The following is a 24468-nucleotide window of genomic DNA, read 5'->3' as shown; positions in this document are numbered from 1 at the left end:
CGCCTAAAAAAGAGGTACTCAAGTTTCTATCATTTGGCTATTTTACGAGAAAGCTCAGATAAAAAGTCCGCCAACCAAACAAGCAATAAATAACAAAAAATAATCAATGTGATATCTGAATAATGGAAATAACTCATGCTAAGCTTGAACTGCTGACCAAGCCCTCCCGCTCCAACAAAACCTACAACAATCGTTGTTCTCATGATTACTTCCCAACGATAGAGGATAAAGCTTAAAAACTTCGGAAGAACGGAGGGAAGAACACCATACAATAAGATTTGTGCGTGACTCGCACCTGAAGAAGAAAGATGCCGAATAGGCCTTTCATCAAGATCTTCAATAACTTCAGCACATAGCTTTCCAAGTATACCAAAGTTATGAAGGGCTAGTGCAACAGCCCCAGGAAGAATACCCGGCTGGAAAATAAAGATGATCATCATAGCCCAAATCAGTTCCGGTACCGCTCTACTCAAAATATAGGACGAGCGTATGAGTAGGAAAGATACCCAATGAAAAGGGGAACGACTCATCGTTAGCTTTCCATTCGCTACGTTACGGGCAGCAGGTACAACTGTGATCAGCATAACGATCGTTGCTATCCCAATAGCCATAATACTCATCATGAGCGTATCATAAGTCAGCTGCAGAATAGGAAGCCAGCTTTGAGCCGAAAAAAAGGCCGGAGACTCTTCGCCAACTCCAAGTAAGCTTAAGAAGAACTTTTTCGCATACTGACCATTTTCGTCTGTAAACAAAGTGAATAAAGAGGCATGCTCGACTACATACAAATACATCCATGATCCAACTACTAAGGCAAAGGATATGAAAAATGATAGCAGGGAAAAGCGTGACGAGCGTTTCGCTAAACGAGAACGCCATTGACTGCTCCATCCATCTATGACGATTACAATGGCCATCAAAAATAATACAAACGTCCACACTTCTTCGTAATTTAGATCATCCAATGAAAGCTGGATCTGATATCCAAGTCCCCCTAAGCCAACAAAGCTCATGACCGCAGAGGAACGAACCGCACATTCAAAACGGTACATGGTATATGAAATCATATTTGCTTTTACCAGTGGAATATAGCCGTAAAATAACAGTTGCCACCTAGACGCACCTGTTGACTGTAACGATTGTATCGGTTCATTATTTACATCTGACAGCATATCAGCGAAGATTCTCCCTAGAATGCCTCCATAAGGAATGGCGATAGCCAAAATAGCAGAGTAAGGCGTTAAACCGAAAGCAGCTACAAACAGCAATGCCCAAACCAGCTCATGAATAGCACGAAGGAAACCAAGAATTGCTCGAAAAAAGCTTTTACTCAATGAAGAAAAAGGCTTCTGAGAGCTTTGTAATACACCTGAAGCCAGAACCCCAAAAACAACAGCAATCACGATGGCAATTGTCATTCCTGCCACTGCATAGGTAATCGTCAACCAAGCAGAATTAAGGGCAAGAAGAAGAATCTCTGGGGAAAGATCAGGGTGTATTATCGCCTCAATGATCTGGAGGAAGGTGGCACCTCCACCCGGATGAAGAAGTGGCTCCTTCCAATCAATCACATGTAAGCTCCATAAAAACACAAGGACTAAAATAATAGTGAGAAGGTTTTTTTGTTGAAATCGGAGACTCTGTTTCATTCGCTCGTCTCCCTCAATTTGTATAACTCTTTGAGGTGACGATCTGTTAATTGGTCAACAGGAAGATCGAAAACCATTCCACCTTCTCTTAGTCCAATGACTCTAGTAAAGTACTTTTTTGCATAATCGACGGAATGAAGGCTTGTAATCAGTGTTTGATTTTCTTCTTGAACAAGCTTTGTCAATATGCCTAACACATCTTCGGCTCGAGCAGGATCGAGAGAGGCCACCGGTTCATCTGCTAGTATAATTTCAGGCTGTTGCACGAGCAATCTGGCAAATGCCACACGCTGCTGCTCACCACCAGACAATGAGCCGGTTTGCTCAAGAATTTTGTGACCCAAACCTACTCGTGAGAGTGCTTGTTCGGCCATTATCTTTTCTTGAGGAATCACTAGGGAAAGAACAGATCTAAATAAACTCCAGTCCGCTAGTTTCCCAGCTAAAACGTTATGTATAACAGGGAGGGCATTTACTAAATCGAACTGCTGACGAATCACACCAATTTTTTTGGCACGTACTTTGCGGTTACGATAAAAGGAAGGAGGTTGCCCATCAATCATGATGTTGCCCGTTCCACTGACATTTGACAAAGATAGTACATTTAAAAGCGTGCTTTTTCCCGCACCACTCGGGCCAATTAAGGCAATTCGTTCACCCTTTTTAATCAATAAAGAAAGGGAAGATAAGGCTATCTTCCCGTCAAAAGAGACTGATACATCGTTTAATTCGATGATGTTTTGACTGGTCTCCACATCTACACCTCTATTTAATAATACCGATTTGTTTGGCCACTTTTTCAATGGCTTCGTAGTTTTCATTTTTTGTTGCAATAAACTTATCCGTTTGGAAAAGATCCAAAATCGTTTGCTGGTCACTACCCATAGAAAGGAGGGCATCTGTTATTTTTTGCTTGACGTCAGAATCGTATCCTTCAAGTGTATTAATTGTCCAGTGATAATCGTAGTAGGCAGGGGTCGTATAAAATACATCCACCTTGTTTGTATCGACTTTTCCTTCAGCAACTGCTGCTTCCCAAACAGCTACGTTTAAAGCACCCGTTTGATAAGCACCTGATTCTACTAGCTTATAAGTTTTATCGTGAGAGCCTGAGTAAGATGGTTTGCCGTTAAAATCTTGGTCGGCATCAATGCCTTCTTCCATTAAATAATATCGAGGCATTAAATGCCCAGAAGTGGAGCTTTCGCTACCAAAAGTAAAGCTTTTTCCTTTTAAATCACTTAACGATGTTAATCCAAGTTCTTTTTGAGCGATAAAAACAGATTTGAATTCTTCATCACGAGGTCTTTGAGCGATAGCTTCCGCGTCAGGAACCAGGCTTCTTGCTTGAACACCTGTTAAACCACCAAACCAAGCTAATTGAATTTCTCCTCTTTCAAAGGCCGTTACTAGCGCTGCATAGTCTACGGATGGGACATACTCAACCTCTAAACCTGTCTCATTAGAAAGATATTCTGCCACTTCGCCCATGCTTCGACTTAGAACCGAAACATCTTGGTCAGGAATCGCACCAATTTTAAGTGTTTGCTTTGTTGTCTCTTCTTGTTCAGATGTCTCTTTATTCTCCTCCGCACAACCGCTTAGAAGACCAAGCAGTAAAACAAACGCAAAAAAAGTGACTAATCTTTTCATTTTAGTTCCCCCAAATCTTAATAAATATTTTTTATGTAGAATAACAATCCTGACTAATACATTTTCCTCACGTTATTTAAGTAATCATAAAAAACCTCATTTTCTAATCATACTAAAATTTTAAGTTTTACACTACTGATTTATTGTAATAGGAATACATTATCAATTTCGAGTAGATAACTCAGGCGAAATTTGTCCACGCACTATGCACAACGTATAAAAATATGCTAAAGTAATAACTATAAAAACCTTTATATTTCAACGATTCAACTACATAACAACTGTCTTTTTCCAGTGGACAGTTGTTTATTCCGAAACAACATTGCAAGGGGGATGAATGGAATGTCAAGTAAGAAGTTAGCCACGTTTTTAGCTGAAAATCTCGAAGATTTAAAGGGGAAGGGTCTTTATAACGTCATCGACCCACTAGAAAGTGCGAACGGTCCCATGATTATAATTAACGGGGAAGAGCTCGTGAATCTTTCCTCTAATAACTATTTGGGACTTGCAACTGATTCTCGTCTAAAAGAAGCTGCAACAGAAGCCATTCAACAGTTTGGAGTAGGAGCGGGAGCTGTCCGGACAATCAACGGAACGTTAAAGCTTCACTTAGAACTTGAGGAGAAATTAGCTCAATTTAAGCAAACAGAAGCTGCCATCGCCTACCAATCAGGCTTTAATTGTAATATGGCTGCTATCTCGGGAATTATGGATAAAAACGATGCGATTCTTTCTGATGAATTAAACCATGCTTCCATTATCGATGGATGCCGCTTATCACGAGCAAAAATCATTCGTTACAATCATTCAGACATGGATGATCTTCATGCAAAAGCAAAGGATGCAACAGAGTCAGGACTCTACAATAAAGTAATGGTAATTACGGACGGGGTATTTTCCATGGATGGTGACATTGCCAAGCTGCCTGAAATCGTTCAAATTGCAGAAGAGTTTGATTTAATTACGTACGTTGATGATGCGCACGGTTCTGGTGTACTTGGAAAGGGTGCAGGAACGGTTAAACACTTTGGACTATCCGACAAAGTAGATCTTCAAATCGGAACTTTATCAAAAGCCATTGGAGTCGTCGGCGGATATGTGGCAGGGAAGAAAGATTTAATCGACTGGTTGAAGGTTCGCAGTAGACCGTTTTTATTCTCCACCTCTTTAACTCCGGCTGATGTGGCTGCAAGTATTCGTGCTGTCGAATTGTTAACGGAAAGCTCGGAACTGAACGAAAAGCTTTGGGAAAATGCAAATTATTTAAAAGCAGGTCTTGTCAAATTAGGTTTTAATATCGGAAACAGTGAAACACCCATTACTCCATGTATCATCGGTGAGGAAGTAAAAACTCAGGAATTTAGCAAGCGTCTGTATAAAGAGGGTGTGTACGCCAAATCGATTGTCTTCCCAACGGTACCAAAAGGGACGGGAAGAGTAAGAAATATGCCTTCCGCAGCTCATACAAAGGAGATGCTAGATCAAGCGCTTGTCATCTATGAAAGAGTAGGGAAAGAGCTAGGAATCATCACTGAGTAAGCATAATTGGAGGAGAAACATGAAACGCATTTTGATAACGGGGGCATTAGGGCAAATCGGTTCAGAGTTAACCGTTAAATTAAGAGAATTATACGGTGCCGACAATGTGGTGGCAACTGATATTCGTAAGAACGAGAGCGAAGCAGCCTTAGCTGGACCTTTTGAGATTGTAGATGTGACAGACGGAGCTAGAATGCTTGATGTTGCGAAGAAGCACAAAACAGATACCGTTATTCATATGGCCGCGCTTCTTTCAGCAACAGCAGAAGCAAACCCTGTGTTTGCTTGGAATTTAAATATGGGCGGCTTAATGAATGCTTTAGAAACCGCTCGCGAGACCAAAAGTCAGTTTTTCACTCCGAGCTCAATAGGAGCTTTTGGTCCAACGACTCCGAAAGTTAATACTCCTCAAGACACCATACATCGTCCAACGACTATGTACGGTGTTAATAAGGTAGTGGGTGAGCTATTATCTGATTATTACTATCATCGTTACGGAGTTGATACGAGAGGTCTCCGTTTTCCTGGATTAATTTCTTACGTAACAGCACCCGGTGGAGGCACGACTGATTATGCTGTAGAAATCTATTACAAGGCTCTAAAATTCGGACAGTATACCTCTTATATAAAAGAAGGAACGTACATGGATATGATGTACATGCCGGATGCTTTGAATGCTATTGTTGATTTGATGGAAGCGGATTCATCCCAGCTTATCCATCGAAATTCCTTTAATGTGACAGCTATGAGCTTTGCACCGGAAGAAATAGCAGCTGAAATAAAAAAGCATATTCCACACTTCACGATGAAATATGATGTAGACCCCATTAGACAAGGGATCGCTGACAGCTGGCCAGATTCAATTGATTGTACGGCTGCAAAGGAAGAATGGGGCTTTACAACTAAGTATAATTTAGAAACGATGACGATTGATATGCTTGAAAAACTAAGAAAGAAAATGATCTAAAGTAGAAAAGGGTCTGACGTTGTTGTCAGACCCTTTTTATGCATATTATTTTACATAAATAAGCTTGTCTTTCTTTTCAATTACACGACCAATAACGATATACGTGGAATCTAGTGAGGTATACTTTTCTGCTTCTTCTTCAGGAAGAGCAATCAATAAGCCTCCTGAAGTTATTGCATCACATAGGACGAGCTGTTGTTGTAAAGTAATATCACTATTATATTCAATATCTTTTTTCAGCCACTCGTGATTAGATTTTGACCCACCAGGAACAATTCCTTGCTCCGCTAACTCATATGTACCTTCAAGAACAGGAACACGATTAAGGTCAATCTCAAGACTCACACTACTGCCTCGAGCCATTTCACTAGCATGACCAAGTAAACCAAACCCTGTTACATCCGTTACGGCGTGAGGAGAAAATTCCTGCAAGTGTTCGCATGCATCCTTGTTCAACTTCGCCATAAGCAAGGTAACAAGTTCCTCTTGTTCTTTCGTTACTACCGAACGCTTAATTCCTGTTGTCATAATTCCAACACCAATTGGCTTCGTTAAAACAAGCACATCACCCGGCTGAGCACCAATGTTTTTCCAGATTTTGTTAGGGTCAACAATACCCGTTACAGACAATCCAAACTTCGGCTCTTGATCATCAATGGAGTGACCCCCAATTGTTAATGCACCAGCTTCAACCACCTTATCGCTTGCACCTTTTAAAATTTCAGCTAACATATCAGGTCCAAGCTTCTTAACAGGATATCCAACAATATTTAATGCTGTTTTCGGTGTTCCACCCATGGCGTACACGTCACTTAACGCATTAGCAGCTGCAATTTGACCAAACATATATGGGTCATCGACAATTGGTGTAAAATAATCAATTGTTTGAATGATGGCTATTGAATCGGTTAACTGATACACCCCTGCATCGTCGGACGTTTCATGTCCCACTAATAACTCAGGTGTTCTTTTTTGTTCAGGTAAAAGGCGCAAAACTTGCGCTAAGTCCTCAGGACCAATTTTACAGCCTCAACCAGCCTTTGTAGAAAGGGAAGTTAGTCGTACGTTTTCTAACTCGCTCATTTATCACTCACCTCCATAAAATAGTATACAACCTAATCGGGGGAAAAGCACTTTTTTGGTCGTTTTCCGACAGGAGATTTCGTAGCCTTGCAAAAACTAGTAACCCTGTAATAAAATAGTTTTATCACAAAGAAATGAAAGTTTTGTGAAATCTTTCTGCTGAAAATGGAGGAAGCGAAAATGTCTTTTGAGGTAAAAGTTGAATTTTGCATGATGTGAAACTACGCACCAAAAGCCGCGAGTTTCGCGGAGGACCTGTTTAATCATTTCCGTAAGGACATTACAAAACTAGAGCTCATACCTTCATCCGGTGGGGTTTTCGAAGTTACGGTAAATGGAGAAAAGATTTATTCTAAAGCTGAAACGGGCGTATTTCCAAAAAGCCCAGACATTATTGCTAAAATGGAAAGCTAAATATAGCAACAAAGCCGTCTTGTAAAAGGCGGCTTTTCATTTTAAAAAAGAGAGGCTACCTCTTTATCTCTATTAGACGATCTACTGACGCTAACGTTTTTTCCTTATCAATAGTAATCTCTAGTACTTGATCGATTTGGTATGCACTAACCTCATGTTGTCTCACATCAAATGGCCAATCCACCTTTCTTGTTCGAATCTTTCCGCCACAATTGACAGAAATAACAACCATATTCTCCTGAAGGGAAACGGTTGTTTCAGTGGATGGGTTAGGAATATCTGCTTCGATAATAAACTGAGTCCCTGATTCAAATATATCTATGCGAAAGGCAGTTTCGTCCAAAAAAGTTGTAAGCGGGTCCAAAAATAAGGTTTCTAACCATTTGTCAATTGACTGGGAGTCAGAATTCTTTTTTGAAGATGTCATCGCTGTGTTCCTCTCATGTATTGATAACTGTTATTATCGTATGAGAATTTTTTCTATCGGTGAAACATGTTATACTAAACAGGCAAAATAAGGGCTGGAGGGTTACATTTGAAGGAGTTTGTACGATATATACCACCGATTCATGAGCTTCAAAGAGATGCTCGTTTTTCTACACTCACTCAAACATACGGAATTGACACAACTGAAATGAGTACGATTCTTAAAAATATCGTCAGTACCATTCGCGAGCAATTACTTAATGGTTGCTGGGAAGGAGAAACTCCGGGTTCTCAACCATTTCTAGAGGAGCTCTTTCAACAAACAGAATATGAATTAGCACAAGCTTATCAATATACGATTAAAAGGGTCATCAATGCCACTGGAACCATTTTACATACAAACCTTGGCAGAGCACGCCTCAGCCAAAACGCTATGGATCATGTGATTCAAACCGCCCAAAACTACTCTAACCTCGAATACAAGTTAGCAGAAGGAGAAAGGGGCTCAAGACATGTTCATGTAGAAGAACTGATTAAACGATTAACTGGTGCTGAAGCGGCCATGGTTGTTAACAACAATGCTGCTGCTGTATATCTCATTCTGCGTGCACTAGCCTTTCAAAAAGAAGTGATTGTATCTAGAGGACAATTGGTTGAAATAGGAGGTTCCTTCCGTATTTCATCTATTATGGAAGAAAGCGGGGCAAAGCTCGTAGAAGTGGGAACGACCAATAAAACCCATTTGTATGATTTTGAACATGCTGTTACTGAAGACACAGCCATGATTATGAAGGTACATACTAGTAATTTTAAAGTGATTGGATTTACAAAGTCAGTTGAAACCTCCGATTTGGTGGATCTAGCCAATCAGCATCCGTCTATAATTTTTTACGAGGATTTAGGTAGCGGTGCACTTTACGATTTTAGTCAACACGAAATTGGAGAAGAGCCCGTTGTTTCTGATGTAATTAAACAAGGAGTAGACATTGTTTCTTTTAGCGGAGATAAGCTACTAGGTGGACCACAAGCTGGAATTATTGCCGGTAAGAAGGTTTTAATTGATCAATTGAAAAAACATCAACTTGCTCGTGTGTTGCGTGTAGATAAAATGACATTAGCAGCCCTTGAGGGGACTTTACTAGATTATAGTAAAGGAAAAGATGCGATTCAAACCATTCCAGTGGTACGAGATTTGCTAGCCACAAAAAAAGAGTTACAAATACGAACCGATCAGTTTATCGACCGGCTAACGCAACAATCAAGTGGCTATACAGCAACTAGCAGGGAGGCAACAAGCCAAGTAGGGGGAGGGACGATGCCAGACGTCGAGCTTCCTACAGTAATTGTTCATATCAAAAGTGAGTCCATGTCGGCAGAAACACTTGCTAACTGTCTACGAACCGAAAACACCCCTCCTATTGTGGGACGGATTCAAAAGGACGAACTTCTACTGGATTTACGAACGGTGACAGTTGAGGAAGAGGATATGATGATTCATGCACTAGTTTCCATCGATAGGATGATGTCAAAAAAGCTGTAGGAAGTAACCTACAGCTCTTTAATTTTTACATATCATGTCCTGAGTTATGCTTCTGTCTCGTATGGTTACGGTTTTTCACCTTTTTAGAACCGCTTAGTGGCTCAGGTTGGCTACCGTTATTGTGACCTTTTGGTGCATTTTTACGCATGTCTTTTCCGTCATTTTTGTTCATTTTCATCCCTCCTATTGATAGGATGGAATGCGCAAGATTTTTTATACCGAATATTTTTATCGTTACCTGCACAATTTAACCTCAAGCAAAAAAGAAAGGAGAGGCTTACATGCCTTACAAAGAGGATAAACAACATGCATTTTTAGCTGCACAGCAAGGCGTAAATGAAGCGCAGGAGCTGTATAACGATATTGTACAAGACAGTGCTAGTTATGGTCATCAGTTAAAGCACTTGAAAAAAGAGGTTAACGAAGCATATGCACAAATAGAAAATGCACTCGAGGTGGCATCTGAAACCCAAAGAGCGCAGCTGGAAAGATTTCAGCAAGATTTACAATCAATGGTTTCAGAAGTAAATATGACGGAGTAAAATAGATAAGCTGACCCGAGATAATCGAGTCAGCTTTTTTCTTCTATTGATTTTTCTTTCTCTTTTTATTATTTTGCTTTTGCATTTCCGTTAACGGTTCGTTTGAAAACTCCTCATTATAACCTGCGCCAGCTCCTTGAGCGCTAGCCGCGTTCGTGGTTGGGATTACATGGTTTGCCTTTCTTTTTGCCATTTCTATCACCTCCACTGATATTTTCACCAAAATGATATGGATCATACCGATAAAGCTTTCAAAACTCCTAGAGTAAAAATAAGGACAGTATTTTTCCACCATAGCTTTACCTCAAGCCTCTTTAGTTCGAATCATAAGTACCACAAACATTTACTCATGATTTCAATGATACTAAACAAGGCAATAGAAAATAACATAAGCACAACTTATCAAAAACAATAACTTTCTTGTTATTTACTTATGTAAAAGGTTGTATTAAGATAATATTGAAAGAAAAGTCTGAAGAAAATTCATTTTATTCACTTTTCTACTATCAATCTATTGGTATATGAACATTGTAATGGGGGTAATTCATATGTCTAATCAAGATGTATTCCAATCCCGTAAGTCCTTTGAAATCGACGGGAAGCGCTATCACTACTATCATTTAGGAGCTTTAGAAGAAGCAGGAATTGGGAAAGTTTCTAACCTGCCATATTCTATTAAAGTATTGCTAGAGTCAGTACTTCGTCAGTATGATGGCCGTGTTATTACAAAAGAGCATGTTGAAAACTTAGCAAAATGGGGAACAAGTGAAGTGAAAGAAGTAGATGTACCTTTCAAGCCTTCACGTGTTATTCTTCAAGATTTCACTGGAGTACCAGCAGTTGTTGACTTAGCTTCATTAAGAAAAGCAATGGCTGATTTAGGTGGAGATCCAAACAAGATTAACCCTGAAAAACCAGTTGACCTAGTAATTGACCACTCTGTACAGGTTGATAAATACGGAACAGCTGATGCACTTCAAGCAAATATGGATCTTGAATTTGAACGAAACACTGAGCGTTATCAGTTCCTTAGCTGGGCTCAAAAAGCATTTGATAACTACCGTGCAGTTCCACCTGCTACAGGTATCGTTCACCAAGTAAACCTTGAGTTTTTAGCAGGAGTAGTTTTAACAAACGAAAATGCCGATGGTGAAGTTGAAGCGTTCCCAGACACATTAGTAGGAACAGATTCACACACGACGATGATCAACGGTATTGGTGTTCTTGGATGGGGTGTAGGTGGTATTGAAGCAGAAGCAGGAATGCTTGGTCAACCTTCATACTTCCCAGTTCCTGAAGTAGTTGGAGTTAAATTAATTGGAGAACTTCCAAACGGTGCAACAGCTACAGACCTTGCCTTAAAAGTAACACAAGTTCTTCGTAAGCAAGGCGTAGTTAACAAGTTCGTTGAATTCTTTGGACCAGGTGTGGTGTCACTACCATTAGCTGACCGTGCAACGGTTGCTAATATGGCTCCTGAGTACGGCGCAACTTGTGGTTTCTTCCCAGTTGATGGAGAAGCACTAGAATATATGCGTTTAACTGGACGTTCTGAAGAGCAAATCAAGCTTGTTGAAACATATTGCCAAGCAAACGGTTTATTCTTCGATCCAGAATTAAATCCTGTTTATACAGATGTGGTTGAAATTAATCTTGCTGACATTGAAGCGAACCTTTCTGGTCCAAAGCGTCCACAAGACTTAATTCCACTATCTCAAATGAAAAAAGAATTCAATGAAGCGATTACTGCTCCTCAAGGCAACCAAGGTTTCGGTTTAACAGAGTCTGAAAAAGACAAAGAAGTTACCGTTACTTTTGACAATGGCGATACGACTGTAATGAAGACGGGCGCTGTAGCAATCGCTGCGATAACAAGCTGTACAAATACTTCTAACCCATACGTATTAGTAGGGGCTGGCTTAGTGGCGAAAAAAGCTGTTGAACTTGGTATGGAAGTACCTAAATTCGTTAAAACATCTTTAGCACCTGGATCAAAGGTTGTAACAGGTTATCTTTCAGATTCTGGCTTACTTCCTTATCTTGATCAATTAGGCTTCAATCTAGTAGGGTACGGATGTACAACATGTATCGGTAACTCAGGACCCCTTAAGGATGAAATTGAAAAAGCAGTGGCAGAAAATGACCTGCTAATTACATCTGTTCTTTCTGGTAACCGTAACTTTGAAGGACGTATTCATCCACTAGTAAAAGGTAACTACTTAGCATCACCACCACTAGTTGTTGCTTATGCACTTGCTGGTACAGTAGATATCGATCTTCAAAACGAGGCAATTGGAAAAGATCGTAACGGAAACGATGTATTCTTTAAGGACATTTGGCCAACTACTGCAGAAGTAAATGAAGTAGTAAAGCAAACCGTTACACCTGAACTATTCAGAAGAGAATATGAAAATGTATTTGATGATAACGCTCGTTGGAATGAAATCCAAACTAGCAATGACTCTTTATATACGTTTGATAATACTTCAACATATATCCAAAACCCACCGTTCTTCGAAGGCTTAAAGCCAGATCCAGAAGAAGTAAAACCTCTAGCTGGATTAAAAGTAGTAGCGAAGTTCGGAGATTCAGTTACAACTGACCATATTTCTCCTGCTGGTGCTATTGGTAAAAACACACCTGCTGGAAAATACCTACTTGAAAACGGAGTAGAAATTCGTGATTTCAACTCTTACGGATCTCGTCGTGGTAACCACGAAGTAATGATGCGCGGAACATTCGCAAACATCCGTATCCGTAACCAAGTGGCTCCTGGTACAGAAGGTGGATTTACAACTTACTGGCCAACTGGCGAAGTAACATCTATCTATGATGCATGTATGAAGTATAAGCAAGATGGAACAGGCCTAATTGTTCTAGCAGGTAAGGACTATGGAATGGGTTCTTCACGTGACTGGGCAGCAAAAGGTACAAACCTTCTTGGAATCAAAACGGTTTTAGCTGAGAGCTTTGAGCGTATTCACCGTTCAAACCTTGTATTAATGGGTGTTCTTCCACTTCAATTCAAGGATGGAGAAAACGCTGATACACTTGGCCTAACTGGTAAAGAAACAATTGACGTTCAAGTGGACGAAAACGTAAGACCACGTGACCTATTAAAGGTTACGGCTACTGCTGAAGACGGAAGCAAGAAAGAATTCGAAGTTCTTGTTCGTTTCGACTCAGAAGTAGAAATTGATTACTACCGTCACGGTGGAATCCTTCCAATGGTTCTTCGTGATAAGCTACAAAACTAATACAAAAGACCGTACAGCCGTTTAGTGGCTGTACGGTTTTTTTATAAAAAATGTTTGCTCAAATACAGAATATTGTTAAAATATAATAGCAACCAATTACAACATTATGAGGAGCAAAAGATGACTACTAACTTTATTCAATCCGTTACTTTTGACGACCAAGGTCGTTTGCATATCTTAGATCAAACGAAACTTCCACATATTACTGAATTTATTGAAATTGAATCCGTCGAAGATACATGGGATGCCATTAAACAACTAAAGGTAAGAGGAGCACCGGCGATCGGAATTGCAGCCGCATACGGACTGGTATTAGCCGTAAAAGATGCACCGGAAGACAGCTTTGATTCTTTTTATCAAGTGTTTAAAAAGCATTTAGATTATTTAGCTTCATCTAGACCAACAGCAGTCAATCTATTCTGGGCATTAAATCGTTTGGACGAGCTTGTCAAACAACAGCAAACTCAACCAATTAGCGAGATCAAAGCATCTTTAATAAAAGAAGCACATGAAATCCGTAATGAAGACGAAGAACTATGTCGTGCGATTGGAGAGCATGCCTTAACCCTTCTTGAAGATGGAATGACCGTTCTTACACATTGTAACGCAGGAGGAATTGCGACAGCGAAATATGGTACTGCCCTTGCACCTATCTACTTAGCTAAGGAAAAAGGGATGGATATTAAAGTTTTCGCAGATGAAACAAGACCGCTTCTTCAAGGAGCACGCTTAACTACTTGGGAATTAATGCAGGCTGGAGTAGATGTAACCTTGATTGCTGACAATATGGCAGCGATGGTCATGAAAAAGGGAATGGTACAAGCAGTTATTGTTGGTTGCGACCGTGTCGCAGCAAATGGTGATGCCGCTAATAAAATAGGAACATATGGAGTGGCTTTGTTAGCAAAAGCTCACAATATTCCTTTTTATGTCGCAGCACCAACACCAACCATTGACATAGATACACCAACAGGAGAAGATATTCCGATTGAAGAACGCGGTTCAGAAGAAATCACTCAAGCATTCGGGATTGAAACAGCTCCTCAAGGCGTGAATGTATTTAATCCAGCATTTGACGTAACACCACATGACCTCATCACGGCAATTATTACCGAAAAAGGCGTCATTAAAGGTAATTACAGTGAGGAATTAAAGAAATTATTTATTTAGATTGCATAAAGAGAGCCCTGTAGCTCTCTTTTTTTATACTAGTCAGGGTATAATAGTAGAAAAAAGAAGCAAGGAGTTACTCATGGAGACAATGGTTTTTGGTCCGCTAATTATCCCGTTTAAATGGCTATATTTCTTATTAGCGGGTATAACAACATACATTACAGTAAAGATTATTTTAAAAGAGAACAAGGCTTTCTTTAAGATGTTTTTCGATGAAATAATCAATGCTTTATTTTTATGGTTTCTCATTTTTAAATTTAGCACCGTCCTATTTCGACCATCCATTCTATTTGAAAGGCCGATAGAAATTCTATATTTTACAGGCGGTTCAAAAGGACTTTTATTGGGGACTTTTATAGCTGTGATTTTTTTTATTAGAAAGGTTCATAAAAACAAGTGGAGTATCTCTTTCACGCTTCGGACGGCAGTTTATACTCTACTTACATTCGTCATTTCGTATTGGATCATCCACACATTTTTTGTTATATTTCTACATCAATAATCAACATGGAGGGACAACATGCTTAAAAAAGTAACATTTACGCTCTTCCTATTTTCGTTAATGACCATTGCTCTTACTCATACGATGGCGGAAGCAGCCCCTGACAATCTCCCAGGTTTACGGGTAGGGGAGAAAGCTCCCGAATTCGAACTAAAGACCCTTGACGGAAAAACGGTAAAGTTATCGGATTATCGTGGGAAAAAAGTGATTCTCAACTTTTGGGCAACCTGGTGTCCTCCATGCAAAGCGGAAATGCCTGATATTCAAAAGTACTACAATGAAGCTGATGACAACGTTGAGATATTAGCAGTTAATATCGACCCTCAATACGATGTGAAGAAGTTTGTACGCGATGCCAATGTTACATTTCCTGTTTTATTAGACAGTAAGGATGAAGTAAATACCCTATACAAAATTCTCACGATCCCGACTACTTATTTTATCGATGGAGAAGGAATCATACGTAGCAAGCATTTAAGTGTCATGACAACCGAGATTATTCGCGAGCATATCAAAAACATGTAATCTGCCTTTATGAGGCAGATTTTATTTTGCAAAGGCTTGCACTTTATTAAATTTTCAAAAAGTTGTAATAATTTCATGCAATACCGGGCATAATGACTGTTATAATAGTGATAAGGATGGTGAATACGACATGAGAAAACCAAGAAAACGCTCTTTTGAGGAGCTAGTAGCTGAAAACAAACTTCAGTTATTACGCGATCAAGAGGCCTTAGATAAAATTGAAGCAAAGCTTGAGGAAAAGAGACTTGGTAAAGCGGAATAAGGGAAGGATTCCCTTACATGTTTCTCTTTAAAAATGCTGATACTTTTTAAAGAGGAGGGATAGTGATGGGAAATCCAAAAAGAAATTCCAAACCTTTTGTTCCAAGTCACCTCGGAACTCAACCACGTGGGTTCAGTGGCAATAATGGTAAAAAAATGAATGATACATCAGGCAAACATGCCCAAGTCATTCAAACCAAGGGTGAATGACCCAGTCATTCAAACCAAAGATGTATAATCTATGACAAACCCGTCGAAAAGACGGGTTTTATTTTTTGCTAAAAAAGTACAAGAAAACACCATTCGTTTCCTCTTTTATTTCTGATTCAAAAAGGCAACCTATCTTTGTACCGCACTAATATGAATGAAGGAGGAATTGACCATGGTCAAAAACAAGCCAAATCCTGATGACAGAAGCGATAATGTCGAAAACATTCAATCAATAATTGTTCACACAATAGAGAATATGCGAGAAGCTGAAGCAGCTATAGAACATAGCAATTCCAAAGATGCGGCTGAGATTGAAGCAAAGAACGAAAGACGAAGAGAAGCACTTGATGCGTTGCGTTCAGAAGTAAAAGAAGAAGCACAAGCTAGTCAAAATGGATATACTGAATAAGTAGTACAAAGGGGCTGTATTCGCAGCCTCTTTCTTCATGCCTTGAGATAAATATGGTACTATAGAAAAAAATAAAGATAAAAAAGAAGTGATATTATGGAACAACAACTAGAAATACATACCCTAACACCTGAAGTAATCGACGCATGGGAAACTGAACTCCGCGAAACCGGATCTATAGAAGATGAGACAAAGATCATTCATGCCATTCATTCGCTTCATGAACAGAACGATGCCCATTTACTTTCCAAACTACTCTCGATCGCATCCCTATCAAGATCCGCCAAACATGGGAAAGAGAATCACCTGAGCTTTTTATGGATGACCAAAGCATATGAGCTCAATCCAATGAACCAAAGAGCGAGCGAATTTCTTGCACATTTTGAGTGGAAGAAGAAAAAGTCGATCCTCGATTCTCTGAAGTTTCCGGCCATGCGTGAGACAGATAATCGCGCTGCAAAAAAGAAGGTGGCTGTAGATATTATCGCCATTTGCCAACGCTTTTTATCCACAAGTGATGAACATATCGACGAGCTGGAATCTGGCTATCAACTAGCTTACCGGAACCAAACTGGAGAAATAGTGAGTATTTATCGAAACTTGATTGATACGCTTGTTGAAGTACAAGAGGTTATCGGCATGATGTTAAAGGCAGCCGAAGAATACGATGAATCCATATCTGGAGTGTTTCATACAGCCGTTCATTTCCAAGACTTAAAGGGATCACTAGAGGAACTCGATCGCTTAAAACAAACATGGGAACAATTATTTGCCGAAGAAGAGACCGTACCGAAATCACAGCACTCCCTTGATACCCTTCATGAAATGATTGGGATGAATAAGGTGAAAGAACGCATTTCACAGTTATATGAATTTTTAAAATACCAAAAGGAAAGAAAAAAACAGGGATATCAGTCAAAGGATGAACAAAGTCTTCACATGATTATCACAGGAAATCCTGGTACGGGTAAAACCACCCTCGTTCGACTGCTAGCAAAAATTTACCACGAGCTAGGCATCCTTCCACGAGAAGAGGTCATCGAGACGGATCGGACACGACTCGTTGGAGCGTTTGTTGGTCAAACGGAAGAGAATGTACGCCAAGCCGTCGAGCAGGCTATTGGTGGTGTTCTGTTTATCGATGAGGCATATAGCTTAAAAAGGGAAGGCCAGACCGGAAATGATTACGGACAAGTAGCTGTTGATACTTTGGTTTCCTTAATGACTGGAAAGGAATACGGTGGGAAATTCGCAGTTGTACTTGCAGGCTATCCAGAGGAAATGAGGCAATTCCTCGATTCAAATACAGGATTAAAAAGTAGATTTCCTCGGTCCAACCATATACACCTAGATAACTATTCAACGGAAGAACTATTAATGATTGCTGAAAAATTTGCGCAAGATAACGATTATTTGCTCACGTCTGATGCGAGAAAAGAGTTGGAGCACCGCATTGATATGGAAAGGGTCGATGACACGTTTGGAAATGCGAGAACCGTTCAAACACTCGTGCTCGATGCGATTTTTAGAAAAGGATCGAAGAAACAGTCCGAAAGATCTGTCTTGGATTTCACCGTATTAGATAAAGACGATTTTGCCACTAGCACCGAACAGAACGAAAAGAAGGCAGAGGAGCTTTTAGCATTACTCGTCGGATTAGGTCATGTGAAAGATGAAGTGGAGAAGCTCGTTTCGTTTGTAAAAGTTCAAAAACTGAGATTACAAAGTGGCTTACCCATCTTGCCTGTTCAATTGCACTCTGTATTTACAGGAAATCCTGGAACGGGAAAGACAACGGTAGCAAAGGTTTTTTCCAGAGCATTAAAGGAAATTGGTTACTTAAAGCGGGGCCACTTAATTGTCACAAGTAGAGCAGACTTTGTAGCGGGATATGTTGGACAAACAGCCGCCAAAACAAAAAAGAAAATACGCGAGGCGCTTGGAGGGGTATTATTTATTGACGAAGCGTATTCCTTACTTAGTAAATCACCAGGAGATTTTGGGAAGGAAGCGATTGATACTCTCGTTGATGAGATGACGAAGCACAATGAAAACTTAGTTGTTATTCTAGCTGGTTATCCCAATGAAATGAAACAGCTTCTCGAAAGCAACCCAGGCTTACAATCTCGTTTTAAAAAATTTTTTCATTTCCATGATTATCAGGTAGAGGAGCTTATCGAAATCATGGTCTCTTACGCAACAAGCTATCATTATACCCTTGAAGGGGAAGCCTTATCTTTCTTAAAAGAGGAACTTGGTGGATTGTCTGTGAGCGGAAATGGGAGATTTGCAACAAATGTTATTGACGAAGCCATTCAAGTTCAAGCATTACGTATTTCAAAAGAGAACGACTCTGATCTTTCACTTTTAACTAAAGACGATCTTAGAATGGCTTTGCACAAAGTAGGAAAAGGGGAATCTTAATGCTAGTAGGAAAAAAAGAAATAGAGGTACGCTATGCGGAAACGGATCAAATGGGAGTTGTTTACCATGCGAATTACCTTGTTTGGATGGAGCTAGGTCGAACAAGTATCATTGAAGATCTAGGTTTTAAATATGCTGATATGGAGAAAGAAGGCGTAATATCTCCTGTAATTGATATTCAAGCATCGTATAAAAAACCAGTAAGATACGGGGAAAAGGCTATGGTCCATACGTGGATTGAAGAGTACGACGGGTTCCGTGTAACGTATGGCTATGAAATTTTCACAGAAAGTGGAGATACAGCTCTAAAAGGAATGTCCCAGCATGTTTGTGTAATGCAAGACACATTCCGCCCGATTTCCATCAGAAAGAAATTTCCGATTTGGCATGAGGCTTACGAAAAACATAAAAAGCAGCCAGTTGCAACCGAGTAAGAAGGAGAGAACCGATGGCTTTTGGCATTAAAAGAGAAGAATTACGAGCTTGGAAAAAGAAAATTGATCGTGGTGAAATTGCCTTTCTCACCCATTACTGGTTGGACGATCGCTTTCCCGATTGCACTACTGTAACAAAGGTTGGCTGTCGTGATCTTGATCAGTTAGCCAAATGGGGCGAAACCTATAATTTAAAACGAGAGTGGATTCATTATCGAGAAAATGGCTATTCGCACTTTGATTTATTAGGTGAACATCAAAAAAGAGTGCTGCTACATGAGAAAGAAGCAGCAACGAAATTATTGAAAAAATAAAGCTGATCCGCTTTGGATCAGCTTTTTACTCGTATCGAAAGACTGGCTCATTTACTTGTTCGTTAAAATCAACGAATAAATCCTTACCATCAAAATACCATAAATCTTTTTCTTCAATATAGTAATGAATATCATCCTTGACCACTTCAAATCCAATTTGATGCGGTGTTTCAGACGATACTCCTAATGAAAATCCTTGCTGTACCGTACTACAGCCACCATAGCGTGCAAAGAAGCGTACATAATCGCCCTTATTTAACAGCATTTCTTCTTTATACCAAGCCGCAGCAAGATCATTTACAATTATATTCATAATGAAAAACTCCTTCCGTATATCGAGTATTATAATGCAAAAAGGACGAAATTGCTAAAAACAAGCTCGATAAAAGTACATTTCAACTGTGCTTTTCTTTATGTTAGCAGCTAATTTTGATTGAGGGGTATGCTACACTGGACGTTTGGATAGGATGGGAGGGGAAAGAAAAGCAGTGTCCGTAAATAGACACCGCTTATTCATTTAAGATTATTTGTCATATGTGTCAGTATTTCATTGTACTTGCTTTCGGCGTTACTCATTCCAAAATTGCCAGCATTCTGCAATGGGACCACCCGATAATTTTGTAGTCTTTGATTTGATACATATGTTGGAAAGAAACCAGGCTCAGAAAGACGAATTGATGTTCCATCTGAATTTATTTGCTTGGTCACTCGTATAGAAGCCATACCGCCTATGTCTTTATAATCTCTCATTTGTCCAGATAGAAAATTCCCTAACGAATAGACCACTAGAGCTTGTCTTCCATCAGAAGCCTTCAACCATTCCATCGGTTGGAGTACATGGGGATGATGACCAAAGATAATATCTACTCCTTCATCTACAAGAAATTGAGCAAGTTCTTCCTGTTCTTCGGTAGGAAAACGTTGATATTCATTACCCCAGTGAATGCTCATGACAGTAATATCAGCGGCTTCACGTGCGCGGTGGATTTCACTTTTCATGGCTTCCTTATCAATTAAGTTGACTAAATAGTCCTTACCTTCAGGAATCGGCATCCCGTTCGTTCCATATGTGTACGACAGATAGGCGACCTTAATTCCGTTCTTTTCCATCATGGTTAACGTTTGCTGATCCTCGGCACTTGAATATGTTCCAACACTTGGAACTCCAAGTTGATCTAAATTGGTTAGAGAAGTAAGTAGCCCTTTTTCACGTTTATCTAAAGAGTGATTATTTGCTGTGGAGACAATGTCTACTCCTGCATCTTTTATAGCGCTTCCAATTTCTATAGGACTATTAAACATCGGATAGCTAGAAATACCCAACTCAACTCCACCAAGTATCGTTTCCTGATTAGCTAACAAAATATCCGGTTGAGATAGTGTTGCTGCAACTTGCTCAAACATGGGGTGAAAATCATATCCATTGCCAGTCTGAGCATCCTCATACACCCAATCATGAATCAGAATATCTCCAATGGCACCAAGTGTGATCGTTTGTTCATAAGTCTTCGATTCAACCCCAAGTGCACGAGGGGACACATTTTTTTCATTATGTACAACGGGACTCGCATTGGCACTTTCATACATGTTCATAAATAAGAATAAAGACGCGGTGATTAAAGAACCTGAAAGAGCGGCTCCAACCCACATATTGTTTTTCCGCTTTTTCTTTCTAACTTTCCTCATAATAACACCTACTACATACAGTTTATTGGCAATCCATGTACTTTTTCGCTAAGATGGGTATCATAAAGTTGTCTTTTCTTCATTATGTCATAAATGCGTTACAATATGCGACAATTTTCTTGTTAGAGAGGAGCAAAAAATGTTAAAACTTACCCCATCAGCGTATCAAATTTTGCTATCTGCTGTTGAAAAAGAGAAGAAAACAGAAGAGGAAGTACTGTACGTTCGATTAACCATGGGAATAGGCTGAGGAGGTCCACAGTTAAAGCTTTCTCTGGAAGAGAAGCCATTACAGGAGGATCAAGTAATACCTTTTCACGACCTTCATATCGTTATCCATAATCATGATATGGTCTATTTTGAGAACATCAAACTTGACTACCAAACCGATGTACTTGGTAAAGGACGTTTTCAAGTAATCAAGTTATAAAAAAGAGGTGAACCTCTTGGTTTACCTCTTACACCGCTTTTTTAATCAAATATTTAAGCTTTCCTACAACCTCTTTTGTTTTCGTTGATAAAGGAGGTTGATTGATTAATAGAATCAATTGAATAATCACAAGAATTAAAGGGGACTTTTTATAAGCCAAATACTTCGGTTCCCAACTTGAAGTGAATTTGCCTTTAAACTCTTGAAGACCCTTAAATTTATATAAAGTATTACCATGCAAAAAGATAAAACGAATCCATTTTTCAGAAGTAATCGAGTATTTAGTTTGTCCTACATTGGCAAGCGGGGCCATACCTAAGCTGCAGTACTGATATCCATGTTCTTTAACCCATTGAAAGATATGAATAAAAAGTACATCCATTGTCCCGTATGAGGAACTAGTCGATTTTCTCATTAAATCAATCGTTACTGTGTCTTTATAATCTGTTGCTAATGTAGCAAAAGCGACCACTCGACCTTCCGCATTCGTTAATAAAGCAACCGGATATGAAGAAACATATTCCTCACTGAAGGAGACAACCGAAAATCCTTTTTCCTTTTGGTCTCCTAACCACTCTTCAGAAATGGCACGAAGCTCTGCAAGGAATGAATGCGAATAGGGAGGAGTGATGACTCGAAAATGAAAGTTTTCTCTTGTAAACTTATTAAACTTTGTACGAAGTTTCGCTCCTTGTTTTCCAGCAAGAGAGAAGTTTGTCACATCCACAATACCTTCTTCGCCAAGCTTCATAAAGGAAAAACCAGTTTCGTGAAAATAGTGCATGTATTTAGCACTGATTTGATAAAAAACAGGAGTTAAACGTAGTTCATCACAGTATTCATGAAATTCTTTTATTGCATCCACTATATAAGTTTCATCACCGATGGGATCACCTAATACAACCAATTTATTCGCAATTTTTTTATAAGCAATTAACACCTTTTCATCTACAGCCCAAAACAACTCTTTATCGCGCAACAAAATTAAGTGAGAAGCATGATTTCCTCCGTTTTTTTCTAAGAAGGAAAGTACTCGCTCATCCTTATGCTCTGTTTTACTAAGAGAGAACATGTTATTCGTCATATCGTTCGTTCCTCCTGATAAAATTCACCTCCATAAAGATACCATATTCCACTTTGTTAGAGTGATAAAATTTTTACCAAACCATAAAAAACTGGATTTAAATAAATAGGACTGTCATAATTGAGTAATACTTAACTTTCTATGGATCAAAAATTAAAATATAAGACAGGATGAGAGAATGAAAAAGAATTTATATAACAGCGGAGAAGAAGTAAGCATAAAAGTGTCTGGTGAGTCTGTCGTCATCTCTAAATGTCAATATGTTAAAAATATGAAGAGGTATTCGTACATTGTTGAGGAATACCCAAATACCTTTTTCTTTGAAGATGAGTTAATCAAAGAGACCTAACACAAATAAAAGAAAGGCCCGATGAAAGCAGCTACACAAGCTCTTGTCGGGCCTTTCTTTTCTATATTTATTTAGGGGTTATCTATGACAATTAGTCTACATCTGTTGGAATAGGCAGAGCAATTTGAAAAGTGGTTCCTACGTTTTTTTGGCTCTCAACGGTGATTAAGCCATTATGCTTTTCAATCAGCTTTTTGCAAATCGATAATCCCAAGCCTGTACCATAAGATTTTTCGGTATAAAAGGGGGTAAACAGTCGCGCAAGGGTCGCTTGATCCATCCCAGAACCGTTATCTTTTACAACCACATGTATTCTGTTTTCTAGAACATTGGTTTCTAAAGTAATTTTTCGGACTCGGGCATCCTGGACCTCTATTAGTGATTCAACCGCATTTTTCACTAAATTGACGAGCACTTGTTTGAATTCATTACGACAAACATCTACCTTAAGAAGATCGGGATCGAATTGAGTATGAAATTGAATTCTATATACATTTGCTTCTCTTTCAAAAAGCAATTTCATTTCCTCTAATAACCTGTTCACACACACAAGCTTTTGCTGAGGAGAACTGGCTATATTTGAATTAGCATATGCGGTAAGTAACTCATCCGCACGGTTGATTTCACTTATGGCGAGATCCGCATATTGTTCTTTTTCTATCATCACCAAGTATGGTTTTAATAATTGCAGCAAACCTTTCACGGTTGTCAGAGGATTCTTCACTTCATGAACCATTTCAGCAACCATTGTTTCACACTTTTTCATCTCGTCCGTCATTTCTCTTATCTCCCATCTAGCGTAATTTCTACTCCATCTATATGGTGAATTTCATCGTAATATGTATGTTTTTCATTAAAAAAGTCAAAACCTGCAAAATTTTAGTCAAAAAAAAGACCCTTTGTCGGGTCTTACATCCATTTAATCTTTGGTTCTGTTTTATTGATAATTCGCTTGATATTCGCTCGATGTCGATAAATAACAAATAAAGAAAGTAATGAAACGACGATAATTAACAGTGGTTCCTTTGCAATCACTGCATAAATCACTGCTACAATGGATGCAATAATTGAAGAAAGTGATACGAACTTCGTTATGTATAAGCTAAGCAAGAATACAACGACCATCACCAGAAACATCACTGGAGCACATGCTAAAAGAACTCCACCTGACGTAGCCACCGCTTTTCCACCCTTAAAATTAGCGAACACAGGATACATATGCCCAACAACCGCAATCATCCCCGCTATTAAAGGATCAATTTGACCATCCACTCCGAACATAATCGGAAGGGCCGAGGCAAGTGTACCTTTTAAGATATCCGCAGCGGTAACAATCATCCCTGCTTTTTTCCCTAAAGTACGAAACGTATTGGTTCCACCTAAATTTCCACTTCCATGCTCACGGATATCAATACCGTAAAATGCTTTTCCAACAATTAACCCTGAGGGGATGGAACCAAGCAGGTAAGAAACAATAATTATTAATGCAATTTCCATCATACAAAGACTCCTTCACACTTCATATACCGTCTTATTATTGTACCATGTATCGCTTAAAAAACCATGTCCAATTGGTTTTTTCCATTATATTCTCGTA

The 24468-nt window shown here is 39.3% G+C and carries 27 protein-coding genes and 1 pseudogene; 16 read left to right on the top strand and 12 right to left on the bottom strand.

Annotated features, from left to right (window positions below):
* Positions 1 to 29 precede the first annotated feature (29 nt).
* From ACFFHF_RS23160 to ACFFHF_RS23150, 3 genes are read right to left on the bottom strand one after another with little or no spacing between them, the layout of a single operon-like run.
* Positions 30 to 1649 carry a PhnE/PtxC family ABC transporter permease gene (locus tag ACFFHF_RS23160; RefSeq protein ID WP_340903487.1) on the bottom strand — a complete coding sequence of 540 codons (1620 nt, stop codon included), beginning with the start codon at positions 1647 to 1649 and terminating at the stop codon, positions 30 to 32.
* Positions 1646 to 2404 (bottom strand): phosphonate ABC transporter ATP-binding protein, encoded by a 759-nt coding sequence (locus ACFFHF_RS23155; protein ID WP_340903485.1) that lies wholly within the window; start codon positions 2402 to 2404, stop codon positions 1646 to 1648. Before ACFFHF_RS23155 ends, ACFFHF_RS23160 begins: the two co-directional genes overlap by 4 nt.
* 10 nt (positions 2405 to 2414) lie before the next feature.
* Positions 2415 to 3302, bottom strand: coding sequence for a putative selenate ABC transporter substrate-binding protein (locus ACFFHF_RS23150; protein WP_340903483.1), 888 nt, complete (start codon positions 3300 to 3302; stop codon positions 2415 to 2417).
* A 342-nt stretch (positions 3303 to 3644) separates the two neighbouring features.
* Between ACFFHF_RS23150 and ACFFHF_RS23145 the strand changes: the two genes are divergently transcribed.
* Both ACFFHF_RS23145 and ACFFHF_RS23140 read left to right on the top strand, forming a co-directional pair.
* Positions 3645 to 4841 carry a glycine C-acetyltransferase gene (locus tag ACFFHF_RS23145; protein ID WP_160545999.1) on the top strand — a complete coding sequence of 399 codons (1197 nt, stop codon included), beginning with the start codon at positions 3645 to 3647 and terminating at the stop codon, positions 4839 to 4841.
* Between the two features lie 19 nt (positions 4842 to 4860).
* Complete coding sequence (locus ACFFHF_RS23140; RefSeq protein WP_340903480.1) at positions 4861 to 5808, top strand: L-threonine 3-dehydrogenase; 948 nt, start codon at positions 4861 to 4863, stop codon at positions 5806 to 5808.
* Positions 5809 to 5853: 45 nt separating this feature from the next.
* On the opposite strand, the gene selD is transcribed toward ACFFHF_RS23140, so the two are convergent.
* A complete protein-coding gene (selD, locus tag ACFFHF_RS23135; protein WP_340903478.1) occupies positions 5854 to 6891 on the bottom strand; it encodes a selenide, water dikinase SelD in 1038 nt (345 codons plus the stop codon).
* Between the two features lie 231 nt (positions 6892 to 7122).
* Here selD and ACFFHF_RS23130 point away from each other — a divergent pair.
* Positions 7123 to 7305, top strand: a pseudogene (locus ACFFHF_RS23130) (Rdx family protein); the annotation flags it as partial.
* 55 nt (positions 7306 to 7360) lie between these two features.
* Here the strand turns inward: ACFFHF_RS23130 and ACFFHF_RS23125 are convergent.
* A complete protein-coding gene (locus ACFFHF_RS23125) occupies positions 7361 to 7732 on the bottom strand; it encodes an Hsp20/alpha crystallin family protein (RefSeq protein WP_160545996.1) in 372 nt (123 codons plus the stop codon).
* Between the two features lie 108 nt (positions 7733 to 7840).
* Between ACFFHF_RS23125 and selA the strand changes: the two genes are divergently transcribed.
* Positions 7841 to 9271 carry an L-seryl-tRNA(Sec) selenium transferase gene (gene selA, locus ACFFHF_RS23120; RefSeq protein ID WP_377059162.1) on the top strand — a complete coding sequence of 477 codons (1431 nt, stop codon included), beginning with the start codon at positions 7841 to 7843 and terminating at the stop codon, positions 9269 to 9271.
* A gap of 25 nt (positions 9272 to 9296) precedes the next feature.
* On the opposite strand, the gene ACFFHF_RS23115 is transcribed toward selA, so the two are convergent.
* Positions 9297 to 9443 carry a small acid-soluble spore protein P gene (locus ACFFHF_RS23115; protein WP_119708486.1) on the bottom strand — a complete coding sequence of 49 codons (147 nt, stop codon included), beginning with the start codon at positions 9441 to 9443 and terminating at the stop codon, positions 9297 to 9299.
* Positions 9444 to 9552: 109 nt separating this feature from the next.
* Here ACFFHF_RS23115 and ACFFHF_RS23110 point away from each other — a divergent pair, with 109 nt between their 5' ends.
* Complete coding sequence (locus ACFFHF_RS23110) at positions 9553 to 9813, top strand: hypothetical protein (protein ID WP_160545993.1); 261 nt, start codon at positions 9553 to 9555, stop codon at positions 9811 to 9813.
* Between the two features lie 43 nt (positions 9814 to 9856).
* Here the strand turns inward: ACFFHF_RS23110 and sspO are convergent, their stop codons facing one another.
* Entirely contained in the window at positions 9857 to 10006 is a 150-nt protein-coding gene (sspO, locus tag ACFFHF_RS23105; protein WP_160545992.1) for a small acid-soluble spore protein SspO, read from the bottom strand.
* A 355-nt stretch (positions 10007 to 10361) separates the two neighbouring features.
* Here sspO and acnA point away from each other — a divergent pair, with 355 nt between their 5' ends.
* The 10 genes from acnA (at position 10362) to ACFFHF_RS23055 (ending at position 19322) form a co-directional block, all read left to right on the top strand.
* Positions 10362 to 13070 carry an aconitate hydratase AcnA gene (gene acnA / locus ACFFHF_RS23100; protein ID WP_160545991.1) on the top strand — a complete coding sequence of 903 codons (2709 nt, stop codon included), beginning with the start codon at positions 10362 to 10364 and terminating at the stop codon, positions 13068 to 13070.
* A gap of 120 nt (positions 13071 to 13190) precedes the next feature.
* Positions 13191 to 14240 (top strand): S-methyl-5-thioribose-1-phosphate isomerase, encoded by a 1050-nt coding sequence (mtnA, locus tag ACFFHF_RS23095; RefSeq protein WP_160545990.1) that lies wholly within the window; start codon positions 13191 to 13193, stop codon positions 14238 to 14240.
* A gap of 82 nt (positions 14241 to 14322) precedes the next feature.
* Positions 14323 to 14745 (top strand): hypothetical protein, encoded by a 423-nt coding sequence (locus tag ACFFHF_RS23090; protein ID WP_377059161.1) that lies wholly within the window; start codon positions 14323 to 14325, stop codon positions 14743 to 14745.
* A gap of 18 nt (positions 14746 to 14763) precedes the next feature.
* Positions 14764 to 15270 carry a redoxin domain-containing protein gene (locus ACFFHF_RS23085; RefSeq protein WP_160545989.1) on the top strand — a complete coding sequence of 169 codons (507 nt, stop codon included), beginning with the start codon at positions 14764 to 14766 and terminating at the stop codon, positions 15268 to 15270.
* A gap of 130 nt (positions 15271 to 15400) precedes the next feature.
* Positions 15401 to 15532 (top strand): FbpB family small basic protein, encoded by a 132-nt coding sequence (locus ACFFHF_RS23080; protein ID WP_119708492.1) that lies wholly within the window; start codon positions 15401 to 15403, stop codon positions 15530 to 15532.
* Positions 15533 to 15597: 65 nt separating this feature from the next.
* Entirely contained in the window at positions 15598 to 15741 is a 144-nt protein-coding gene (locus tag ACFFHF_RS23075; protein WP_119708493.1) for an acid-soluble spore protein N, read from the top strand.
* 172 nt (positions 15742 to 15913) lie between these two features.
* Complete coding sequence (gene tlp, locus ACFFHF_RS23070; protein ID WP_160545988.1) at positions 15914 to 16150, top strand: small acid-soluble spore protein Tlp; 237 nt, start codon at positions 15914 to 15916, stop codon at positions 16148 to 16150.
* A 96-nt stretch (positions 16151 to 16246) separates the two neighbouring features.
* The gene (locus ACFFHF_RS23065; protein WP_340903471.1) at positions 16247 to 18574 is read left to right on the top strand and encodes an AAA family ATPase; all 2328 of its coding nucleotides are present in this window, start codon (positions 16247 to 16249) and stop codon (positions 18572 to 18574) included.
* Positions 18574 to 19008: a YbgC/FadM family acyl-CoA thioesterase gene (locus ACFFHF_RS23060; RefSeq protein ID WP_160545986.1), complete on the top strand. Its 435-nt coding sequence runs from the start codon at positions 18574 to 18576 to the stop codon at positions 19006 to 19008. Before ACFFHF_RS23065 ends, ACFFHF_RS23060 begins: the two co-directional genes overlap by 1 nt.
* Before the next feature lie 14 nt (positions 19009 to 19022).
* Entirely contained in the window at positions 19023 to 19322 is a 300-nt protein-coding gene (locus tag ACFFHF_RS23055; protein WP_340903467.1) for a hypothetical protein, read from the top strand.
* A gap of 25 nt (positions 19323 to 19347) precedes the next feature.
* Here the strand turns inward: ACFFHF_RS23055 and ACFFHF_RS23050 are convergent, their stop codons facing one another.
* The 3 genes from ACFFHF_RS23050 to ACFFHF_RS23040 all read right to left on the bottom strand — a co-directional run bounded on the left by ACFFHF_RS23050 (position 19348) and on the right by ACFFHF_RS23040 (position 22522).
* Positions 19348 to 19635 carry a HesB/YadR/YfhF family protein gene (locus ACFFHF_RS23050; RefSeq protein WP_160549972.1) on the bottom strand — a complete coding sequence of 96 codons (288 nt, stop codon included), beginning with the start codon at positions 19633 to 19635 and terminating at the stop codon, positions 19348 to 19350.
* A gap of 200 nt (positions 19636 to 19835) precedes the next feature.
* Entirely contained in the window at positions 19836 to 21008 is a 1173-nt protein-coding gene (locus tag ACFFHF_RS23045; protein ID WP_340903464.1) for a CapA family protein, read from the bottom strand.
* A gap of 458 nt (positions 21009 to 21466) precedes the next feature.
* Positions 21467 to 22522: a phosphatidylglycerol lysyltransferase domain-containing protein gene (locus ACFFHF_RS23040; protein ID WP_160548824.1), complete on the bottom strand. Its 1056-nt coding sequence runs from the start codon at positions 22520 to 22522 to the stop codon at positions 21467 to 21469.
* Positions 22523 to 22700: 178 nt separating this feature from the next.
* Here ACFFHF_RS23040 and ACFFHF_RS23035 point away from each other — a divergent pair, with 178 nt between their 5' ends.
* A complete protein-coding gene (locus tag ACFFHF_RS23035) occupies positions 22701 to 22871 on the top strand; it encodes a hypothetical protein (RefSeq protein ID WP_340903460.1) in 171 nt (56 codons plus the stop codon).
* A 91-nt stretch (positions 22872 to 22962) separates the two neighbouring features.
* Here ACFFHF_RS23035 and ACFFHF_RS23030 read toward each other — a convergent pair whose 3' ends face one another.
* Both ACFFHF_RS23030 and plsY read right to left on the bottom strand, forming a co-directional pair.
* Positions 22963 to 23649 (bottom strand): ATP-binding protein, encoded by a 687-nt coding sequence (locus tag ACFFHF_RS23030; protein ID WP_160548825.1) that lies wholly within the window; start codon positions 23647 to 23649, stop codon positions 22963 to 22965.
* Between the two features lie 131 nt (positions 23650 to 23780).
* Positions 23781 to 24368, bottom strand: a complete 588-nt coding sequence (plsY, locus tag ACFFHF_RS23025) for a glycerol-3-phosphate 1-O-acyltransferase PlsY (RefSeq protein ID WP_160548841.1) — start codon at positions 24366 to 24368, stop codon at positions 23781 to 23783.
* Positions 24369 to 24468 lie beyond the last annotated feature (100 nt).

The sequence above is a fragment of the Robertmurraya beringensis genome (assembly GCF_042433785.1).
In the GTDB taxonomy this organism is placed as follows: domain Bacteria; phylum Bacillota; class Bacilli; order Bacillales; family Cytobacillaceae; genus Robertmurraya_A; species Robertmurraya_A beringensis.
The sequence above is the reverse complement of the archived record's forward strand: the minus strand, read 5'-3'. Positions and strand labels throughout refer to the sequence as shown.

Bases quoted from the DNA above. Each gene is read 5' to 3' on its own strand.
- ACFFHF_RS23085 (WP_160545989.1), top strand. From the start codon at position 14,764: ATGCTTAAAAAAGTAACATTTACGCTCTTCCTATTTTCGTTAATGACC.
- plsY (WP_160548841.1), bottom strand. From the start codon at position 24,368: ATGGAAATTGCATTAATAATTATTGTTTCTTACCTGCTTGGTTCCATC.
- ACFFHF_RS23160 (WP_340903487.1), bottom strand. From the start codon at position 1,649: ATGAAACAGAGTCTCCGATTTCAACAAAAAAACCTTCTCACTATTATT.
- ACFFHF_RS23150 (WP_340903483.1), bottom strand. From the start codon at position 3,302: ATGAAAAGATTAGTCACTTTTTTTGCGTTTGTTTTACTGCTTGGTCTT.
- ACFFHF_RS23045 (WP_340903464.1), bottom strand. From the start codon at position 21,008: ATGAGGAAAGTTAGAAAGAAAAAGCGGAAAAACAATATGTGGGTTGGA.
- tlp (WP_160545988.1), top strand. From the start codon at position 15,914: ATGGTCAAAAACAAGCCAAATCCTGATGACAGAAGCGATAATGTCGAA.
- ACFFHF_RS23075 (WP_119708493.1), top strand. From the start codon at position 15,598: ATGGGAAATCCAAAAAGAAATTCCAAACCTTTTGTTCCAAGTCACCTC.
- ACFFHF_RS23065 (WP_340903471.1), top strand. From the start codon at position 16,247: ATGGAACAACAACTAGAAATACATACCCTAACACCTGAAGTAATCGAC.
- ACFFHF_RS23060 (WP_160545986.1), top strand. From the start codon at position 18,574: ATGCTAGTAGGAAAAAAAGAAATAGAGGTACGCTATGCGGAAACGGAT.
- ACFFHF_RS23115 (WP_119708486.1), bottom strand. From the start codon at position 9,443: ATGAACAAAAATGACGGAAAAGACATGCGTAAAAATGCACCAAAAGGT.
- ACFFHF_RS23140 (WP_340903480.1), top strand. From the start codon at position 4,861: ATGAAACGCATTTTGATAACGGGGGCATTAGGGCAAATCGGTTCAGAG.
- ACFFHF_RS23035 (WP_340903460.1), top strand. From the start codon at position 22,701: ATGAAAAAGAATTTATATAACAGCGGAGAAGAAGTAAGCATAAAAGTG.
- ACFFHF_RS23040 (WP_160548824.1), bottom strand. From the start codon at position 22,522: ATGACGAATAACATGTTCTCTCTTAGTAAAACAGAGCATAAGGATGAG.
- ACFFHF_RS23090 (WP_377059161.1), top strand. From the start codon at position 14,323: ATGGAGACAATGGTTTTTGGTCCGCTAATTATCCCGTTTAAATGGCTA.
- ACFFHF_RS23125 (WP_160545996.1), bottom strand. From the start codon at position 7,732: ATGACATCTTCAAAAAAGAATTCTGACTCCCAGTCAATTGACAAATGG.
- sspO (WP_160545992.1), bottom strand. From the start codon at position 10,006: ATGGCAAAAAGAAAGGCAAACCATGTAATCCCAACCACGAACGCGGCT.
- ACFFHF_RS23145 (WP_160545999.1), top strand. From the start codon at position 3,645: ATGTCAAGTAAGAAGTTAGCCACGTTTTTAGCTGAAAATCTCGAAGAT.
- mtnA (WP_160545990.1), top strand. From the start codon at position 13,191: ATGACTACTAACTTTATTCAATCCGTTACTTTTGACGACCAAGGTCGT.
- ACFFHF_RS23080 (WP_119708492.1), top strand. From the start codon at position 15,401: ATGAGAAAACCAAGAAAACGCTCTTTTGAGGAGCTAGTAGCTGAAAAC.
- acnA (WP_160545991.1), top strand. From the start codon at position 10,362: ATGTCTAATCAAGATGTATTCCAATCCCGTAAGTCCTTTGAAATCGAC.
- ACFFHF_RS23030 (WP_160548825.1), bottom strand. From the start codon at position 23,649: ATGACGGACGAGATGAAAAAGTGTGAAACAATGGTTGCTGAAATGGTT.
- ACFFHF_RS23055 (WP_340903467.1), top strand. From the start codon at position 19,023: ATGGCTTTTGGCATTAAAAGAGAAGAATTACGAGCTTGGAAAAAGAAA.
- ACFFHF_RS23110 (WP_160545993.1), top strand. From the start codon at position 9,553: ATGCCTTACAAAGAGGATAAACAACATGCATTTTTAGCTGCACAGCAA.
- ACFFHF_RS23050 (WP_160549972.1), bottom strand. From the start codon at position 19,635: ATGAATATAATTGTAAATGATCTTGCTGCGGCTTGGTATAAAGAAGAA.